19 protein-coding genes are annotated in these 19,807 nt (G+C 39.5%); 12 read left to right on the forward strand and 7 right to left on the reverse strand.

Going from position 1 to position 19,807, the window contains the following annotated elements; all coding sequences use genetic code 11:
- Nucleotides 1-38 precede the first annotated feature (38 nt).
- The 3 genes from AC106S_RS23595 to AC106S_RS23605 all read left to right on the forward strand — a co-directional run bounded on the left by AC106S_RS23595 (nt 39) and on the right by AC106S_RS23605 (nt 5,322).
- Nucleotides 39-1,373, forward strand: coding sequence for a trigger factor (locus AC106S_RS23595; protein ID WP_482442406.1), 1,335 nt, complete (start codon nt 39-41; stop codon nt 1,371-1,373).
- Nucleotides 1,374-1,618: 245 nt separating this feature from the next.
- Nucleotides 1,619-2,305: a hypothetical protein gene (locus tag AC106S_RS23600; protein ID WP_482442408.1), complete on the forward strand. Its 687-nt coding sequence runs from the start codon at nt 1,619-1,621 to the stop codon at nt 2,303-2,305.
- Nucleotides 2,306-2,457: 152 nt separating this feature from the next.
- Nucleotides 2,458-5,322, forward strand: coding sequence for a M16 family metallopeptidase (locus AC106S_RS23605; protein ID WP_482442409.1), 2,865 nt, complete (start codon nt 2,458-2,460; stop codon nt 5,320-5,322).
- A 51-nt stretch (nt 5,323-5,373) separates the two neighbouring features.
- On the opposite strand, the gene AC106S_RS23610 is transcribed toward AC106S_RS23605, so the two are convergent.
- On the reverse strand, nt 5,374-5,958 hold the full coding sequence (locus tag AC106S_RS23610) for a DUF3109 family protein (RefSeq protein ID WP_482442411.1): 585 nt from the start codon (nt 5,956-5,958) through the stop codon (nt 5,374-5,376).
- Nucleotides 5,959-5,963: 5 nt separating this feature from the next.
- Complete coding sequence (locus AC106S_RS23615) at nt 5,964-6,869, reverse strand: DUF6427 family protein (protein ID WP_482442412.1); 906 nt, start codon at nt 6,867-6,869, stop codon at nt 5,964-5,966.
- Between the two features lie 42 nt (nt 6,870-6,911).
- Here AC106S_RS23615 and AC106S_RS23620 point away from each other — a divergent pair, with 42 nt between their 5' ends.
- Complete coding sequence (locus AC106S_RS23620) at nt 6,912-7,145, forward strand: DUF6341 family protein (protein ID WP_482442413.1); 234 nt, start codon at nt 6,912-6,914, stop codon at nt 7,143-7,145.
- Between the two features lie 79 nt (nt 7,146-7,224).
- On the opposite strand, the gene AC106S_RS23625 is transcribed toward AC106S_RS23620, so the two are convergent.
- The 5 genes from AC106S_RS23625 to AC106S_RS23645 form a co-directional block, all read right to left on the reverse strand.
- Nucleotides 7,225-7,662: a universal stress protein gene (locus AC106S_RS23625; RefSeq protein ID WP_482442414.1), complete on the reverse strand. Its 438-nt coding sequence runs from the start codon at nt 7,660-7,662 to the stop codon at nt 7,225-7,227.
- A 59-nt stretch (nt 7,663-7,721) separates the two neighbouring features.
- Entirely contained in the window at nt 7,722-8,327 is a 606-nt protein-coding gene (locus tag AC106S_RS23630) for a fumarylacetoacetate hydrolase family protein (RefSeq protein WP_482442416.1), read from the reverse strand.
- Between the two features lie 44 nt (nt 8,328-8,371).
- A complete protein-coding gene (locus tag AC106S_RS23635) occupies nt 8,372-8,770 on the reverse strand; it encodes a putative signal transducing protein (protein ID WP_482442418.1) in 399 nt (132 codons plus the stop codon).
- A gap of 112 nt (nt 8,771-8,882) precedes the next feature.
- Nucleotides 8,883-9,647 carry an exonuclease domain-containing protein gene (locus AC106S_RS23640; RefSeq protein WP_482442419.1) on the reverse strand — a complete coding sequence of 255 codons (765 nt, stop codon included), beginning with the start codon at nt 9,645-9,647 and terminating at the stop codon, nt 8,883-8,885.
- Between the two features lie 62 nt (nt 9,648-9,709).
- Entirely contained in the window at nt 9,710-10,450 is a 741-nt protein-coding gene (locus AC106S_RS23645; RefSeq protein ID WP_482442421.1) for a CDP-alcohol phosphatidyltransferase family protein, read from the reverse strand.
- A gap of 89 nt (nt 10,451-10,539) precedes the next feature.
- Between AC106S_RS23645 and AC106S_RS23650 the strand changes: the two genes are divergently transcribed.
- The 8 genes from AC106S_RS23650 to AC106S_RS23685 all read left to right on the forward strand — a co-directional run bounded on the left by AC106S_RS23650 (nt 10,540) and on the right by AC106S_RS23685 (nt 19,715).
- Nucleotides 10,540-12,468: an LTA synthase family protein gene (locus AC106S_RS23650; protein WP_482442423.1), complete on the forward strand. Its 1,929-nt coding sequence runs from the start codon at nt 10,540-10,542 to the stop codon at nt 12,466-12,468.
- A gap of 142 nt (nt 12,469-12,610) precedes the next feature.
- On the forward strand, nt 12,611-13,030 hold the full coding sequence (locus AC106S_RS23655; protein WP_482442424.1) for a DUF2147 domain-containing protein: 420 nt from the start codon (nt 12,611-12,613) through the stop codon (nt 13,028-13,030).
- Nucleotides 13,031-13,128: 98 nt separating this feature from the next.
- Nucleotides 13,129-13,626 carry an RNA polymerase sigma factor gene (locus AC106S_RS23660; RefSeq protein ID WP_482442425.1) on the forward strand — a complete coding sequence of 166 codons (498 nt, stop codon included), beginning with the start codon at nt 13,129-13,131 and terminating at the stop codon, nt 13,624-13,626.
- 2 nt (nt 13,627-13,628) lie between these two features.
- Nucleotides 13,629-14,243, forward strand: a complete 615-nt coding sequence (locus AC106S_RS23665) for a hypothetical protein (RefSeq protein ID WP_482442426.1) — start codon at nt 13,629-13,631, stop codon at nt 14,241-14,243.
- Nucleotides 14,244-14,337: 94 nt separating this feature from the next.
- On the forward strand, nt 14,338-15,318 hold the full coding sequence (locus AC106S_RS23670; protein WP_482442428.1) for a pyruvate dehydrogenase complex E1 component subunit beta: 981 nt from the start codon (nt 14,338-14,340) through the stop codon (nt 15,316-15,318).
- A gap of 119 nt (nt 15,319-15,437) precedes the next feature.
- Nucleotides 15,438-17,429, forward strand: coding sequence for a KUP/HAK/KT family potassium transporter (locus tag AC106S_RS23675; RefSeq protein WP_482442429.1), 1,992 nt, complete (start codon nt 15,438-15,440; stop codon nt 17,427-17,429).
- 66 nt (nt 17,430-17,495) lie between these two features.
- On the forward strand, nt 17,496-17,969 hold the full coding sequence (locus AC106S_RS23680) for a Fur family transcriptional regulator (protein ID WP_055984478.1): 474 nt from the start codon (nt 17,496-17,498) through the stop codon (nt 17,967-17,969).
- Nucleotides 17,970-17,972: 3 nt separating this feature from the next.
- A complete protein-coding gene (locus tag AC106S_RS23685) occupies nt 17,973-19,715 on the forward strand; it encodes an OstA-like protein (protein ID WP_482442431.1) in 1,743 nt (580 codons plus the stop codon).
- The last annotated feature ends 92 nt before the right edge of the window (nt 19,716-19,807 follow it).

Below are 19,807 nucleotides of genomic sequence, written 5' to 3' on the forward strand. Positions count from 1 at the left end.
AAATTTCATATTTTTGCAACCTAAAATTTTAATCAATAATGAAGGTTACCGCACAAAACCATGATGACGTAAGTGCTTTACTTACCGTAACATTGGAAAAATCTGACTACAAAGAAAGAGTAGAAAAGCAATTGATTAATTATGCTAAAAATGCGCAAGTTCCTGGTTTCAGAAAAGGGAAAGTGCCTTTAAGTATGGTTAGAAAACAATATGAAGCAGGTGTTGCATTTGAAGAAATCAACAAACAGGTTTCTGATGCTTTGAACAACTACGTTAACGAAAATAAATTGAGACTAGTTGGCCAGCCTGTTCCTCAGCCAGTAAACGAATTCGATTACAATGCTGATCAGCTGGAAGTTGCTTTTGAAGTTGGATATGAGCCTGAATTCACTATAGATTTAGCGTCATACGAAGCTCCTCACTACAAAGTAGAGGCTTCTGAAAAAGAAATCAACAAGAGCATCGAGAACATGCAGAAGCGTTTTGCAGAGCAGGTTCCTCAGGATAAGATCACTAAAGATTCTTATATTGCTTTAGAAGTTGCTCAGGTAGTGGAGGAAGATGCTGAAGGAGAGCACCACCACCATCCGAAAAACGTTACCATTACTGCTGAAAACAAAGAAGCTTTCAAACTGGTAAAAGGATTGAAAATGGACGGATCTGTAAAAGTAACGAAAGAAACGCTTGCAGGTGACGAAGAATTAGCTAAAGAATTAGGATTCAGCAAAGAAGAGGTAGAACACTTACACCACGCTGAAGTGGAAGTAACGGTAAAAGATTTCTATTCATTGAACCTTGCTGAACTTAACCAGGATCTTTTCGATAAAGTATACGGAGAAGGAAACATCAAGTCTGAAGAAGAACTTAAAGAAAAAGTAAAATCTGAATTGGATGAATACTTCCAGCAGAATGCAGATGTTCATTTTGTGAACAAAGTATTGGAGCAGGTTACAGAGAAAGAAGAAGTGAAACTTCCTGAAACTTTCCTTGTAAAATGGTTACAGTTCTCTAACCAGAACATCCAGTCTGAAGAGCAGGCGAAAGAAATTCTTGAAGCAGAGAAAAACCAGTTGAAATATCAGATCATTGAAGGTAAACTGATGACTGATAACGAGATCCAGTTAGAATATGCTGATGTATTGGCACAGGCTGAGCAGATGGTGAAAAACCAGTTGGCGATCTACGGAATCCATCACTTAGGTGATGAAGAGATCCAGAAATACGCTGTTGAAATGCTGAAAGACCAGGAGCAGGTAAGACAGCTTTCTTCTGAAGTAGCTATGGCTAAACTGAAAGACGTTATCCTTGAGAAAGCAGGTAAAAAAGAAACTGTAATCTCTCACGATGAATTTCTTGAAGAACTTAAGAAATAATATTTCCTGATATAAATATTTCAAAACCGCCTTTATGGCGGTTTTTTTATTTGAATAAGGTAAATCTCTGTTAAAGTCAGTTAATCAAATTCCATATTTATTAAGATACTTATACAGCATCATAACCTCCACCAACTCCGATCCATAAAGAATGTACTAATATTCAGCTTTTCCGGCAATTTCTTTTCTTGATTTTATTTTCCCCAATATTCATATATTTACACTTTAAACTTATTATCATTATTATGAAAAAAATTATCATTCCGTTTTTCTGTGCCGTCCTTTTTTCGGTTCCGGCAGCGGCTCAGAAGAAAGGTGCAGCTCCAGCCAAGAAAGAAGCTGCCAAATCACAGTTAACCACTAAAGACGTTCTGGATAAATATTTCAACGCTTTAGGCGGAAAAAATAAACTGGAATCCGTAAAATCTATGATCGTCGAAAATACAATGAATACCCAGGGAATGGATATTACGATGACCACTCAGAAATCCGGAAATAAATTCAAGTCTGTACAGTCTGTAATGGGTCAGACCATTACCCAGGTTTTCGACGGTGAGAAAGGCTATATGGATCAGATGGGACAGAAAATAGATATCCCTGCCGATCAGATTGCCGATTTAAAAAAACAGGTTCCTGTTGAAGCACTGGCATTTGAAGAAGCCGATTTTAAATCTGCTTCAACAGAAAAACTGGATGGGAAAGATTATAACGTTCTGACTTCCGATAAAGGAAAATCTTATTTTGATGCGGCTACGGGGCTTCTGTATAAAGCAGGGTCCGAGCAGGCAGGCATGACTGTGAAAAACTATATGACTGTTGAAGGAATGAAATTCCCTTCCGATGTAGAGTTTGAAGGAAACGGGCAGAAAGTAACCATTAAAACGACTAAAATCACGATTAATCCAGTAATCAGTGATAGCGAATTCAAATAAAAAATGAATTTTTATAACGATAAAGCCGGATGTTTTCCGGCTTTTTTGCTGTATTTTTAATTTTAACTCAAATTTAACTATAATCCTGATTTTAACGTTTCTTCACGTGGTGAATAATTGATACTTTTAGTGCGAAAATAAAATCAAATTATATGAAGAGAATTTTATCGTCATTTGCGGTAGTCGTTCTGATGTCCTCAAATGTTTTCGCACAGAATATCCCTGTGGATCCTTCTGTAAGAATCGGTACCCTTTCCAACGGAATGAAGTACTACATCAAAAAAAACACATTACCTGAAAAGAAAGTAGATTTCCGTCTGGCCATCAATGCAGGATCTATTCTGGAAGATGAAAATCAGAGAGGTCTGGCTCACTTTATGGAGCACATGAACTTCAACGGAACCAAAAATTTTCCGGATAATAAACTGGTAGACTTTCTGCAGTCTATCGGGGTGAAATTCGGGCAGCACCTTAATGCTTACACCAGTTTTGACGAAACCGTATACATGCTTCCTGTTCCTTTGGATAAACCCGGAAATCTGGATGCAGGTCTGAAAGTAATGGAAGACTGGGCATTTAATGCCACACTTTCCGATGAGCAGATCAACAAAGAAAGAGGAGTGGTATTGGAAGAACTGAGATTGGGATTAGGTGCTGACAAAAGAATGTCAGACAAATACCTTCCCAAGCTTTTATACAAATCCCAGTATGCAGACCGGCTGCCGATCGGTAAAAAAGAAGTCCTGGAGAACTTTAAACCGGACGTGATCAGAAAATTCCACCAGGATTGGTACAGACCGGATCTTATGGCGATTGTAGTAGTGGGAGACATCAATGTAGATGAGGTGGAAAAGAAAGTAAAAGAGAATTTTAGCAAATATAAAAATCCTTCCAAACCGAGAGAAAGAAAGGTATTTGACCTTCCTAACCACAAAGAAACTCTGGTAGCCATTGAAACAGATCCTGATGCAACCAGCTCTATGGTACAGTTCATCATGAAAGATGCTGAAGCCTATAAGCCGGATGTTACCATTCAGCAATACAACCAAAGCATCATAGAAAATCTTTCCACTACCATGCTGAACAACAGGTTAAGAGAGCTTATCAACTCCAATAACCCGCCGTTCACATTCGGTTCCGTATATCATGGAGGAACTTATGCGAGAACTAAAGAAGCTTTCCAGGGATTCGCTATGGTGAAAGAAGGAAACCAGCTTAACGCACTGAAAGTATTGCTGGAAGAAGTGGAAAGAGCAAAAAGGTTCGGGTTTACACAAACAGAGCTTGACCGTGCCAAAGCACAGGTTTTATCCAATCTTGAAAGATCTTACAACAACCGTGACAAAACGGAAAGCGATATGCTGGTAGACGAATATGTAAGAAACTTCCTGGAGCAGGAGCCTATGCCGGGAATTGCCTGGGAATATGAAGATACCAAATCATTCCTTCCTTCAGTTACTCTTGCGCAAACCAACGACGTGATCAAGAAAATGGTAAAGGACGACAGCAGGGTAATCGTAATGACAGGTCCTAAAAAAGATAATGTAACCATGCCTACCGAAGCTATGGTCCTGAATACTTTTGAAGCCGTAAAGATGGCTGATCTGAAGCCTTACGAAGAAAAAGCAGCGATCAAAAACCTGGTAAAACCATTCAAATCTGAAGGGAAGATCGCTAAAACGGAAACCGATGCAAAACTGGGAACAACTACCTGGACGTTAAGCAACGGGGCTAAAGTGACCTTCAAGAAAACAGACTTCAAGGATGATGAAATTGTATTCTCTGCAAGAAGTTTAGGAGGAAGTTCTTTGATCCCTGATGCCGATTTCAATAAGACGCAGTTTGCTTTCTCAGCATTATCCGAAGCGGGAGTAGGAGGGCTTTCCAAAGCAGATCTTACCAATTATCTTGCAGGAAAACAGGCCAGCGTAAACCCTATGATCACTCCTCTTTTTGAAGGAATCTCAGGAAGATCTTCACAAAAAGATCTGGGAACAGCAATGGAGCTGATGTATGCGTATTTTACAGATCTGAATTTCAATCCGGCTGCATTCAACGCCTATAAGGAAAAACAGTCTGCTATGCTGAATAACCTTCTGTCTAATCCACAATTCTATTTCTCCAGCGAGCATGCTAAATTCATGAACCAGAAAAACCCTAGATTCATAGGAGTGGTTCCGATGGAAAAAGACTGGGCCAATACAGACTATAAAAAAGCATACGATATCTACAAGGAAAAATTTGCCAATGCCGGAAATTTCCAGTTCTATTTCGTAGGAAATATTGATGAAGCTAAATTCAAAAATGAAGTCCTTCAGTATATTGCAAGCCTTCCGTCTACCGGAAAAACAGTGTCGTTCAAAGATACAGGTTACAGACAGATGACCGGGGATTTTACCAAAGTATACAAAAAAGGAAAAGATCCTAAGAGTATGGTAACCATCTCTTACAGTGGAGAAGCGCCTTATAATGAAAAAGAAGCTCTGGCACTGTCTGCTCTTGGAGAAGTGGCAACCATCAAAGTGATCGAGAAACTAAGAGAAGATGAAAGCGGTATCTACGGCGGAGGTGCCAGAGGAGGAATGAATAAGATTCCATACGGTACTTATAATTTCAGCATCAACTTCCCTTGCGGACCTGAAAATGCCGAAAAGCTAACGAAAAGTGCCATTGCAGAACTTCAGAAACTGATAGACAAAGGCCCTGAGCAAAAAGATCTCGACAAATACAAAGAAGGAGAGTATAACGATAACAAAACCGAGCTGAAGGATAATTCGTACTGGCTGAATTCCCTGTCCAGAAATCAGCTGGATGGAAGCGACAGATATGATATCCTGAATTATCAGGACAAAGTAAAAGCCCTTACCGTAAAAGACCTTCAGGATGTAGCTAAAAAATATCTTACCAAAGGAAGAATTACAGCAACCCTGATGCCGGAAGACGGATGGGAAAATGCTAAAAAAGAAGAAGCTAAAAAAGTGGAAACAGCAACTGTAAAAGCAGGAGCTGCTAATTAACAGCTTTTATAAACCATAAAAAAACCGCAGATCAGTCTGCGGTTTTTTGCTTTATGAGCCATATTCTTTTTTCCATTCATCGGCGGCTTCGCTTAAAACTTCATAAAACGCTTCACCATACTTCCGGGTAAGCGGAGTTTTCAGAAATTTATAAACCGGAACCTGAAGTTCTTTTCCAAGCGTACAGGCATCGCTGCATACATTCCATTCGTGGTAGTTGAGTGCCGTAAAAGTGGAATATTCTGTGATGCGGATCGGGTAGAGGTGGCAGGAAATAGGCTTCTGCCAGTCTACGGCTCCGTCTTCATACGCTTTTTCAATCCCGCATTTCGTGATTCCTTTTTCATCAAAAGTTACATAAGCACATTCGCGGTCTTCCACCATTGGGGTAACATACATTCCATCCATAGGATCAGTAGTCCATGTGCCCTGTTCTTCAAGGGCTTTGATGCCTTCCCGGGTAAGATAAGGCTTGATCTTGTCAAAGATGCTGTCTAAAATTTCAAGCTCATCTTTGTCCAGCGGAGCTCCTACATCTCCTTCCACACAGCATGCACCTTTACATTTCGTAAGGTTGCAAACAAATTCTTCGGAAAAAATATCCTCGGAAATCAATTTATCGTCTATCTGAATCATAATCTTTAAAATAAATCAAAATACGTACCTGCTTTGAAAGTAATGAGACTGATGATAATCAGCCACAGGCTCACTTCCTGCATCCAGTACTTAGGTAAAAATCTCATCATTCTGCTCAGGATGATGCTGGACGGGAATGCCAGCAGCAGAAGATATTCATAGCTTTTATTCATATACAGAATAATAGTGACCAGCTGTGCCACGGAAAAAACCAGCAGGAAAGTATATTTGTACCGGCTTATCGGGCTTTTTTTGTTATAGTTGTTAAAATGGTCATATACGGCATATACCAGCATCAGAGCAACAGGGATCAGCGGAAACAGCTTGGTATAATCGGTCATGGGTTTCATTTTCCCGAACGGGAAATAATCAATATTCCATGAAGTAAAGCGGAAGAAGAACATGATGGAAAAATAGCTGAATGCGATCAGGACAATTCCCAGGAGAAACCTGAAAAGGTTCAGTGCAATTCTCTGGGAGGTGGCAATCACGTGGATGATCACAAAAACAGCCATTGGCCAGGTCGTCGGAAGGAATATAAAATTCAGCGCTACAATAGCTCCTACCAGAACATAGGATTTCTTTCTGATGTCTTCATCTGTACTGGTGAGAAGGAGAAGAAGAAAGGAGTTGGTAAGCAGTGAAACGGCAATACCGATATCCAGATTCCCGGGATACAGCCCGAAAATAAAAAAAGTATATAAAAACAAAGGCAGATGGGTCTGGTAATTCAGGGCAATACTGTGAAAACAGAAATATCCTAAAGCAATTCCCAGAAAAGTAATTCCGGCAATAATTGCTTCGTAAGTGTTGAAATTCAGTATGTTAAATATTAAGACTACTAAAAGAAGACAACCAATATAAACGGGAATTGAAAAAATATTGCTTTCTTTTGAAAGTAATTTAAACATTTTTTATAAATTTGTACAAAGTTAATTTAAAAAAGGAAAATAATGACGTCTTTCTGGTTATTCTTAAGTAAAGTTTTCAAATGGTCTTTCGGTTTTTATGATACATTTGGAAATGTTCTGAACTGGATTCTATTTATCGTTTGCTGTGTACTGTTCACTTATTGGTGCTATGTTCTGGTTGCAAAACTGGGCGGCGATAAAGATAAAGACTACTATTCTCCAACGGAAGGTAAGCATCCTTACTACGATCCGAATATCTACAAAAAAGAAGGTTAATTAATTGGTTATATAGTAAAAAACCGATTGGAACATGGTTCTGATCGGTTTTTTTATTAACGGTTAAAATTGATTCTTTTTAGTCATGGATAGGAAGTACCAGTACCGGAACGGGAGAGTCTTTAGTAAGTCCTTTGGTAAGGCTTCCCACAAATACATCATAGATTCCGCTTCTGCCATGTGATCCCATCACAATATAATCTGCATTTTTTGCTTTTGCGTATTCCAGAATGGTTTCTTTGGCAAGCCCCTGTTTCAGCAGATGTTCGCAGTCTATATCATGGGCAATGATGCGCTGTTCTATTTTGTTCAGCTGTACAAGCTCTTCCCGGATCTCGTTCTGTTCCACCTCAGGAAAATACTGATAGCCCATATCACCAATGGCAAAACCAATATCGGAAGGTGCTACGTGAATAAGGAAAATTCTGCCGTTCAGCTGTTTTGCAAATTTTACGGCACCATCTACAAGCTGTTCTGTTTTATCCCCAAAATCTACGGGTAATACAATATTTATCATGACCTTTCATTTTGTTACCTAAAGATAGGGAAAAATTGCCGGAATTTATGTTAAATAACTTATAATATTCGGATATCAAGAATTTTATCATCTTTCAGATAGGCTTCCAGAATATCATTTTCATTTACTTTTCCAACTCCTTTTGGGGTTCCGGTAAAGATAAGGTCGCCCACTCTTAAGGTAAAATACTGTGATACAAAAGCAATAATATCGTCAAAACCGAACATCATGTCTCTGGTATTGCCGTCCTGAACTTTATTTTTGTTCTGTAATAAAGAAAATTCAAGGTTGTTGAGATCAAAATTTTCCTTTTTGAAAAAATTTCCCACCACGGCAGATCCGTCAAAACCTTTGGCCAGTTCCCACGGAAGTCCTTTGGATTTGAGCTCGGTCTGAAGATCTCTTGCCGTAAAATCTATTCCGAGGCTGATCTCTTCATAATGTTTATGAGCCGTTTCTTTCTGGATATATTTGCCGCCTTTTGATACTTTCAGGACCACCTCCAGTTCATAATGAACGTCTTCTGAAAATTCGGGAATATAAAAATCATTTCCCTTCAGGACAGCAGTATCGGGTTTCATGAAAATAACCGGTTTTTCAGGAATTTCATTTCCCAGTTCCTTTGCATGTTCGCTGTAATTTCTTCCTATACAGATAATTTTCATAATTTTTTATTTTAATGGTCACATACAATTTTTTCAGCTCTTCATCAGTGCATAAACTCATTACCGCAATGGTAGCAGACAAACTTCTGGCTTTTCAGGATAGAGATGCCGAAGAAGCTGGTTGCCCTGTCGTCCCTGTAAATATGATTGGAACCGCATTGGGGGCATACAAAATCAAACTCAGGGTGAGCAATCGTATGTTCCGCTTCCAGTGCAAATGCTTCGTTATCTTTATAATCCTGCAGAATTTGCGCTGCTTTTTCAAGATCTTCTTCAAATACCTGAAGCTGGATACCTCCTACAGCCTGGGATAACAGCCAGTCCGACTGAATAAGCTGCTCATTGGCTATAAAGCTGTTTACCCCGTTTTCAGCAAGGATCTGTTGATCCCTGTTGGCTTCCAGAGCGGTTTCATAGAATTTAAAACGGACGAGATCTGACATTGGATGAACTTATTTAAATTTTATACTTCAGTTTAAAACATTCAGTTGATAAAATCTTTGATTTTTGAACAACTGAACTGATCTTAACGGTTTAAATAATACTTTCCGGCTTTTAAAACTTACCGGATAACTGAATCTTGGTAAAAACCTTTTTGGTATACAGAGGGAAATCCGCGTTCTGAAGCCACCCGAAATATCCGAGGTCCTTCTGGAACACCGCCTTCACGCCCTGTCCTTTATATTTTCCGAAATTGAAAACCTCCACCATTTTCTCATTGTACCCGATAAATCCTGCCAGGTCCGCATTCTTATTATGGAATGTAAACTCACTTAACGGAGCAATTTCATTCGGAATATCATCATATTTTCCCACCTGGGCATCCAGTACCTCAAAAGTTGCCATCACATCAGCTTCTGCCGAGTGGGCGTTTTCAAGCGTCTTGCCACAGTAAAACTGGTAGGCAGCTCCCAGGTTTCTCGGTTCTTTTTTATGGAAAATGGTTTGCGCGTCTACCAGTCTGAATTTACTCAGATCAAAGTCGATGCCTACCCTTAAAAGCTCTTCTGCCAGCAGAGGAACATCAAAACGGTTGGAGTTAAAGCCACCTAAATCAGTTCCTGAAAGCATCTCCATAATTTTAGGAGCGATTTCTCTGAAGGTAGGGGCATCCTTTACATCTTCATCATAAATTCCGTGAATCTCGCTGGATTCTCTGGGAATAGGCATTTCCGGATTTACACGCCAGGTTTTGCTTTCCCTGGAAGCATCAGGATTTACTTTTAAGATGCAGATTTCCACGATTCTGTCCTTTCCGATGTTGGTTCCTGTTGTTTCAAGATCAAAAATACAAAGCGGTTTATGGAGTTTTAAGTTCATGTTAATCAATAATAGTTGGAAATATATTTATGTGAAATCAAAAGTATTTTACCTTCTGTTTTCTATTTTAATTGTCTTTGGAAAATGAGGGATACCAATATATAATAGATAACCAGCATCGGAATTCCCACGATCTGGAAGATAGCAAGAATAGCAATTCCACCTACCAGTAATACTACTTTTGGATAGTTGTCTTTTAATGCCTTAGATTTAAACTTCATAGCAATCATCTTTATTGGACTAATTAGAAGCCAGCTTGATAATATGGTGAAAAGAACCCATATTTCAGGACCTAAATTAACTTTTATTGAAAGACTTCCCAAAGGATTTTCGGTTCCTTCTCTCAATAAATTCATACTGTAATACAATCCAAATATCAATACTGTATTGGAAGGAGTATTCAATCCTTTGAAATAATATTTCTGATCCTCATCGAGATTAAAGATTGCCAATCTTAAACAAGAGAAAAGGGTAATCAATAAACCGAAATATTTTATTTCAAAAGGTAAATGAATTCCTAAGAAAATACTTCCATAAGGTTCCAATATTTTATACATAGTAAGCCCGGGAATCAAACCGAAGCTCACCATATCTGCAAGAGAGTCCAGCTGAAGACCCAGATTGGAGTTCGATTTTACAGCTCTGGCTACAAATCCATCAAAGAAATCAAAGATAGAGGAAAGGATCAGGCAGATGGCAGTCGTCTGATAATCTCCCAGAATAAGATGGATCGCCCCTACACAGCCGGCCATCAGATTGGCAAGGGTCAGTAAATTGGCAAGGTTGTTTTTTATGAAATTCATATCAGCAAAAATACAGTTTTTCCAAATTTTATCCTGAAATATTATCAGGGAAAAAATACATTCATGTGATTTTGATGTAAATTTGCCGCATGAAATTTTTTAAAGAATTTAGAAAACAGGAAATTCTGGTCCTTCTGTACCGGATTTTCCTGGCATATGTTTTTTATCAGATTGCCAGACTTTTGTTCTGGTATTTCAATAAAGAACTTATAAAAGTGGATTCCGTTTCAGATTATTTCAACCTGGCCTTCCACGGAACCGCCTTTGATACCACAGCGATTTTGTACGTGAATGCACTGTTCATCCTGCTGAGCCTTTTCCCGGTAGTGATCAATACCAGGAAAGCCTATCAGGCTGTTCTGTTCTGGCTGTACTTCATCACCAACGGAATTGCCTATGCCATGAATTTCGGCGACTTTGTCTACTATAAATTCTCGCAGGCAAGATTAACTTCCACCGCACTGAACGTCGCCCAGCATGAATCCAATATCTTTAAAATATTTATGGTTTCCATCGGACAGCATCCGTTTGTTCTCCTATGGTTTATCGTACTGATGGCACTTTGGGTGTTCCTTTATAAAAAAGTGAAGATTACAGAACACAAGCCTTTAAAGCTCGTTCCTTACTTTATCTGGTCCGTTCTTGTTCTCTGCGGAACAGCTGTTCTGGTGGTTGGCGGAATCCGTGGAGACTTCAAACACAGTACAAGACCTATTAACCTGGTAGACGCGAACCGGTTTGTAGTCAATCCGCTGCAGGGAAATATTGTTCTGAACAGTACTTTCTCGTTTTTCAGGACATTAGGAACCAATAATTTCAAAGAAGTTCATTTTGTAGACGCGAAATATATTGATGACCATGTTCAGCCTTATAAAGAATACAGCAGGGAAGTGGAAAGCCGCCCCAATATTGTCATTTTTATAGTAGAATCCTTTGGAAGGGAATATTCCGGAGCTTTCAATAAAGATAAAAACATAAACGGCTATGTTTCTTATACTCCGTTTATTGACAGTCTGGCCGGGCAAAGCCTTATTTTCCCCAATACTTTTGCCAACGGAAGACAGTCTATCCACGGGATGAGCAGTGTGCTGGCCGGAATTCCGAGCCTTACCGATGCTTTTACCAGTTCACCGTATTCCAATCAGAAAATTCAGTCTATTGTTTCGGTGTGTAACGATCTTGGGTACGACACTTCTTTTTATCACGGTGCCCCGAACGGTTCTATGGGATTCCTCGGATTTGGAAATATCTTAGGATTTAAGCACTATTTCGGAAAGAATGAATATAACCATGATGAAGATTTCGACGGAATGTGGGCAATCTGGGATGAGCCGTTCCTTCAGTATTTTGCTAAAAATGTAGGAAAAAAACAGCCTTTCATGAGTACGGTGTTCACCGCTTCATCACACCATCCGTTCAAAATTCCTGAAAAATACCAGGGGAAATTCAGAAAAGGAACCATAGAAATGCATGAGCCGATACAGTACACGGATTATGCCATCAAAGAATACTTTGAAACCGCCAAAAAACAGCCGTGGTTCCGGAATACCATTTTTGTTTTCACAGGAGACCATACCAATCAGATTGCTTATGGTGAATATGAAAAAGCCATGAACCGTTTCGCCGTTCCGCTGATCTTCTATTCTCCCAATCCGAAATACAATCTTAAAGGAGTGAATATGGAAACCGCACAGCAAATTGATATTTATCCTACGCTGGCCGATCTTATCGGATACAACAAACGGATCAGAAGCTGGGGAAGAAGCCTGGTGAGCGATAAACAGTATCCTTCACTTGTGGTAAACTCAGACGGAAGCACAGAACAGTTCATCATCGGGAACTATATGTACCGTTTCAACGGAAAAGAAATTATAGGAGTGTACGGCAAAGCAGACCTGGGATTTGAGAAAAACCTGATGGGAAAAATAAACAGCCCGGAAATAGAAACCGGGAAAAAGACCGCAATGGCATGGTATCAGGATTATATGGACAGGGTGATCAACAGAAAGCTCAACTAGATCAGACAGATGATCCTTTTTCAGTTCATCTTTCCTTAATATGCTCTGTATAATAAAATTTTTTGCAGGTTGGAAATTAATTTATATTTTTATCAGTAGATAGGCAATAAAACAAATATATCAGAATTAAAACTATAGAAATATGAAAAAATTATTAGCAACATTCGTACTTTCCTTATTCAGCGTAATGTCTTTTGCGCAGATAGAAGGTAAATGGAAGACGATAGATGATGAAACCAAACAGGCGAAATCTATTGTGGAAATTTTTAAAAAATCGGACGGAAAGTACTATGGAAAAGTTTCCCAACTGCTTATAAAACCTGCGGATCCCAACTGTACAGCCTGTAAGGACGACAGAAAAGGAAAACCAATACTTGGACTGGAAATTATCAGAGGACTTAAAAAAGACGGTGATGAATTCACAGGAGGTACAATCACAGATCCCAAAACAGGAAAAACGTACAAATGTACCATTACAAAAAGCGGCGATAAACTTAATGTAAGAGGATATATAGGATTATCCCTGTTAGGAAGAACCCAGACCTGGGAAAAAGCAAACTAATCAGGTTTAAATAGAATTTTAAAACGGCATTTCAGCAATGAAGTGCCGTTTTTTTTGAAAAAACTGTAACGAAAATAAAAACTTCCCACTCATAGAGTATGAGCACAGAACTGGAGAAAAACTTTGTAGATTTTTTTAAGCCCAATCAGAGGCTTATCCATAAAATATGCAGGATATATACCGATAATACGGAAGACCACGAAGATCTTTTCCAGGAAATTACCATCCAGCTCTGGAAATCGTTTCCGGGATTTAAAGGAGAAGCGAAATTTTCTACCTGGATGTACAGGGTGGCCCTCAACACCGCGATGACCCTATTCAGGAAGCCTCAGAAAAAAGAATTGCAGCACACAGAAACTGATCTTTCTTCCCTGAAAATAGAATATGAAACATATGAAGACGATGGATATAAACTTAAAAAAATGTATCAGGCCATCCATACCCTGTCTGATGTGGAAAAAGCGCTGATCATGATGTACCTGGAAGACAAATCTTACAGGGAGATCGGAGAAATCCTGGGAATAACGGAAGGAAACGCAAGAGTAAAAATGAACAGGGCAAAAAATAATCTGAAAATCAAAATAAACACAATATAATTATGGAAGAACTGGAACTTTTAAAAAACGACTGGAATAAAACAGGTGAGTTTAAAGATTACTCGGAAAAGGAAATCTATGGCATGATCCGGCAGAAATCGGTATCCGTTACCAAAACTTTATTGATTATTGTAGGGGTAGAAATTGTTTTATGGTCAGTGATCGGGTATATTGATGCAGCGTTTCCTGTAATGAGAATGGTCTTATTCTTCGTTTTCCTTATCCCGGTAATTATGCTGTTCCGCAATATAAAAACCGGCGGAAATTCCCTGTCACTGATGAAAAATATTCTGAATCTCAGGAAAATTGTTTTCGGATATGCCTTTATTTCCTTTTTCATGATCGTTTCGGATAATATCATTCATTATGATCTTTACACAAAGGACCTGATCTCCGGCTGGAATAACGGCAGGGCTGAACGATCGCCGGATTTTATCCCATCCCGTCCCGAAACCCTGATTCCCAGTACAGGAAACTATATCGCTTTCGGAGTCGTACTGATTATTGTTGTCTATATATTGTTTCTCATTTACAAAAGTACGTATGGAAAGATTCTCGCAGACCTTAAGAAGAACTACGGAGAACTTAGCCGGCAGGAAGAAAACCGATTTGAATGATACATATTGGATACTCTTGTCCAATGAGATGCCTTTTTTGTTATGTGTATAATAAAAAAACACTATTTTTGTAGTCTAAATTTTTCAAGAAAATATGGCAGAATATACTTTTCGTGAGGTAATTGCACAGGCAATGAGCGAGGAAATGCGTAAAGACGAATCTATCTACCTGATGGGAGAGGAAGTTGCAGAATACAACGGTGCATACAAGGCTTCAAAAGGAATGCTGGATGAATTTGGTCCTAAAAGAGTAATCGATACACCAATTGCTGAGCTTGGTTTTGCAGGAATTTCTGTGGGAGCTGCAATGAACGGTAACAGGCCAATCGTAGAATTTATGACATTCAATTTCTCTTTGGTAGGAATTGATCAGATTATCAACAACGCGGCAAAAATCCGCCAGATGAGTGGAGGACAATGGAACTGCCCGATCGTTTTCCGTGGCCCTACTGCTTCGGCAGGACAGCTTGGAGCAACACACTCTCAGGCTTTCGAAAGCTGGTATGCCAACTGCCCGGGACTGAAAGTAGTGGTACCTTCCAACCCTTATGATGCGAAAGGACTACTGAAAACAGCAATCCAGGATAACGACCCTGTGATCTTCATGGAATCTGAGCAGATGTATGGCGATAAAATGGAAATTCCTGAAGAAGAATATTACCTGCCGATTGGTAAAGCAGATATCAAGAGAGAAGGTACCGATGTTACATTGGTTTCTTTCGGAAAGATTATGAAGCTTGCTATCCAGGCTGCTGAAGATATGGCTAAAGAAGGAATCTCAGTAGAGGTTATCGACCTTAGAACCGTTCGTCCTTTAGACTTCGATACCATTTTAGAATCTGTAAAGAAAACCAATAGATTGGTGATCCTGGAAGAAGCATGGCCGTTTGGTTCTGTATCCTCTGAAATTACTTATATGGTACAGCAGAAAGCATTTGACTACTTAGATGCTCCTGTGAAGAGAATCACCACACCTGATGCTCCTGCACCATATTCCGCAGCATTATTTGCAGAATGGTTCCCTAAACTTGAAAAAGTAAAAGAGGAAATCAAAAAAGCGATGTACGTAAAATAAAGATAATAGAGAAAAACTTCCGAAAGGAAGTTTTTTCATTTATTATATTCATGAAGAAAAATTCTTGGCGTCATAAAATTAGTATAAATTTGCGCTTTTAAAAATTAAAATTGGCTGATATGGCAGAAGTTACAGAGGGTGGTCATCATTTTGACCTTAAAAAGCTCTCATTTGTAGGTGTTATAGTCTCTCTGGGGATTGTTTTCGGAGATATTGGTACCTCGCCGCTTTACGTAATGAAGGCGATCGTTAATGCAAGAAAAGACGGTGCCGCTATGCCGTTCGATGAGTATATTGAAGGAGCGCTGTCCTGTATCATCTGGACCCTTACCCTGCAGACCACCCTGAAATATGTTATCATTGCTCTGAGGGCAGACAATAAAGGAGAGGGTGGAATTCTGGCCCTGTACTCATTAGTCAAAAAACTGAAAAAGAAATGGCTCTATGTCGTCGCCATTATCGGAGCCTCCACACTGGTGGCAGACAGTGTGATCACACCGTCACTTACCGTAATGTCGGCCATTGAAGGTCTTAAAATATACAACCCGGAAACCCCGGTAGTGCTCATCACGCTTGTCATCCTTTTTATTGTCTTTGTCGTACAGCAGTTCGGGACAGCGTCTATTGGAAAATTCTTCGGACCGGTCATGGTGACCTGGTTCCTGGTTCTGGGAATCTCCGGATCCCTTCACATTTTCGATCATATCGAGATTTTAAGAGCTTTCAATCCGATGTATGCCTATAACCTGATTACCCACTCATCCAGTGCGATTGTAATTATGGGTGCCGTTTTTCTTTGTACAACAGGAGCAGAAGCTTTATATTCAGATTTAGGACACTGCGGGGCAAAGAACATCAGAATAAGCTGGATCTTTGTTAAATTAATGCTTATCCTGAACTATCTGGGACAGGGCTCATGGCTGCTAGATAATTACCATCAGGTACATAACGGAGTGAATCCATTCTTCGGAATCATGCCTGAATGGGCGGTTCTTCCAAGTGTTATATTGGCAACGGCAGCAGCAATTATTGCCAGCCAGGCCGTAATCACAGGTTCATTTACCATGTTCTCGGAAGCAATGTCTATTTCCTTCTGGCCCAACCAGCATATTGAATACCCTTCAGGGATTAAAGGGCAGATGTATATTCCCCGAATCAACTGGGGGCTGATGGCTTTCTGTTTTGTAGTCGTAATTTTCTTTCAGAAATCAGAACGTATGGAAGCGGCTTACGGTCTTACGATCACCATTACCATGTTGATGACAACCATCCTGCTTCTGTTCTGGCTGAGCCGTACAAGAGTCAGCAAGATTTTCATTTTTGGATTTGCCATTGTATACCTGTTCCTTGAATCAGGGTTCTTCTACGCCAATGTTATTAAATTTATAGACGGAGGATGGCTGACGATGGTACTGGGCGGATTCATTGCAGTCTGTATGTATGCGTGGTACAACGGTCGGTTGATCAAGGCCAACTTCATTCAGTATGTGAAGATTGATAAATACGTATCGATTCTGAAAGATATGAAACTCGATGAATCCATTCCGAAATATGCCACCAACCTTGCGTATCTGAGCAGAGCCAAAAGAAATGACGAAGTAGAATCAAAAATTATCTATTCCATCATCAAAAAACAGCCGAAAAGAGCAGATCATTATTTTATTTTAAGTATTGTTAACCAGGAAGATCCGTATACTTTCAAATATACGGTGGATGAAATTCTTCCGGGAACAGTGTATAAAGTAAATTTCCTTTTAGGGTTCAAAGTAGACCGGAGAATCAATGATTACTTTAATATGGTCCTTAAAGATCTGATGGCCGATGGTACCATTCCTTCAAGAAGCAGCCATCCGTCACTCAGGGCGCATAATGTTCCGCCGGATCTGAAATATGTCATTATAGATAATACATATATCAACGATATCCTTTTAACAGTTAAGCAGAAGATTACCCTGAATATTTACAACTTTGTGAAGTACATCGGAAGTGACGACTTTAAGGCCTGGGGAGTATCTTCCCACAACGTTGAAGTGGAATCTGCTCCCATCACAGAGCTTACGGTTTATGATAATAAAATCGAGCAGTCGGGATTCTTCCGTCACAACTCTTAATCCGTAGATATCAAACCATACGGTCTATTTAAATAAAAATCAATAAATTTGTAGATAATTTTTTTGATGGATACAGTACAAAAAGAAAAAAATATTGCTTTGATCAAGGATGTTTTAAGAAACTACTTATTGGAAAAGGGGTTTAGAAACACACCTGAACGATATACGATATTGGAAGAGATTTATAATATGGATCATCACTTCAATGTGGATGATCTCTATCTCCTGATGATGCAGAAAAAATATCATGTTTCCAAAGCAACCATTTACAACACTATTGAGATTTTCCTTGATGCAGGATTGATCCGTAAGCATCAGTTCGGAGAAAAGACTTTGACCTCTTCATCTTATGAGAAGTCTTATTTTGATAAACAGCATGACCACCTGGTGATCTACAAAAAAGACTCCGATAAAGAAATTGAAGAAATTATAGAATTCTGCGACCCGAGAATCCAGGGAATCAAAGAAGCAATTGAAGATGCATTTGGCGTAAAAATTGATTCGCATTCGCTGTACTTCTATGGCACTAAGAATGATTAATCAATGAGAATATTCCTTTTCCTGTTTATTTTTATTTCTGCGCTCGCTTCCGCACAGGACACAAAACCTGTGAAGAGAGATCCCTATCTTCAGCCTGCTGCCGGGGCGCAACGCCAGCAGCCACAGAAGCCGGAAGATAAAATAAAGATCATCAATGCAGATGAGATCAAAAAAAATCCCGAAAAATACGACGGAAATCAGTATTTCATAGGCAATGTACAGATCGAGCATCAGGGGTCCATTCTTACGGCTGATGAACTGGTCATTTATGAGAAAGAAAATTTTGTAAAAGCAATAGGAAATACCAAGCTCCAGAATACCGACGGATCTGTGATCACGGCAGGAGAAATGGAATATGACGGGAATACCCAGAAAGGAGTTGCCCGGAAAAACGTTGTTCTTACCGATCCCAAGCAGACTATAAAAACAGAAATTCTCTATTACGACAGGATTTCCAATCAGGCTTATTTCAATACCGGCGGAACCATTTCCGACGGGAAAAACGTAACCTACACCAAATCGGCTACCTATTTTCTCAATACAAAACTGGTAGACCTTACCGGGAATGTAAAGATAGATACCCCGCAGTATGTCATAGAAGGAGCGAACATCAAACAGAACCAGAATACAAAAGTAGCAGAGTTCTTCGGCCCTACTACCATTACCAACCGTGCCAATCCCAAAAACAGGATTTACACCGAAAGGGGAACCTATAAAATGGAAACCAAAGAAGCATTCCTTAATAAAAATTCCAGAATCTTTTATAATGATAAAATCCTTACCGGGGACGATATGTATTATAACCAGATTACAGGGTTCGGAAAGGCAACAGGGAATGTAACCTTAGATGATCCTCTGGAAAAAAGGTATATGAAAGGCGGTTATGGTGAGGTTTTCGAAAAGAAAGATTCAGCCATGATGACCAAAGGTCCTTATGCTGTAAAAGTGATGGAAAAAGACTCCATTTATTTTGCCGCTGAAAAAATCATCTCCTATCAGAGACCGGATTCCCTGGATATAAAAGTGAAGAAAAATTTCTTGAGAGCCTATAAAAAGGGACGGATCTATAAATCCAATGCCCAGGGAAGGGCAGATTCTATCGCCTTTAATGAAACAGACGGAATCCTGCATATGTACACCAAACCTATTCTTTGGAGTGGTGAAAAGCAGGTAACCGGAGATAAGATCGAAGCGTATTTCAATACAAAAACAGAAGATCTGGATTCTCTTAAAGTAATAGGAAATGCTTTCGCCATCAGCAAAGTCGATTCCCTGACGCTGAAAGATGAATTCAACCAGGTAAAAGGGAAATTTATGACCGTTTACTATGAACATAACGATATCAAAGAAGCCCGTGTAGTGGGAAATGCCCAGGCCATTGCATATGCGGATGATGTTGATCCGGAAACCCAGAAGCCCCGGAGAATCGGGATCACCCTTTCTACGTGTGGAATTATCGGAGCCCTGTTTGAGGAAACAGGACTGCAGATTATATCGTGCAGTATCGGGGCCAATTCAGATACCTATCCGATGAGTATGATAGAACCTGAAAAAAGAAAATTCCCGGATTTCAACTGGAATACCAGAGACCGGATCAGGAAATGGCAGGACATCCTCGTCGATTCCCCGAACTATGAGGAAATAAAATACACTACGGAAAACGATCCTTACAGCCAGGCTCAGGAAGCCATAGAAAAAGAAAGGGCAAAAGAAGAAGCCAAGAAACCGAAAAGAACCAGAAAATAACACAAGGACCGGCGTATGACCGGTCTTTTTTATGCGCCCGCTTCATCAAATCAATCCCCGTTAATTTTACTTTCAGTATTTTTAAAAGCTAA

Source organism: Chryseobacterium sp. FR054 (assembly GCF_056844565.1).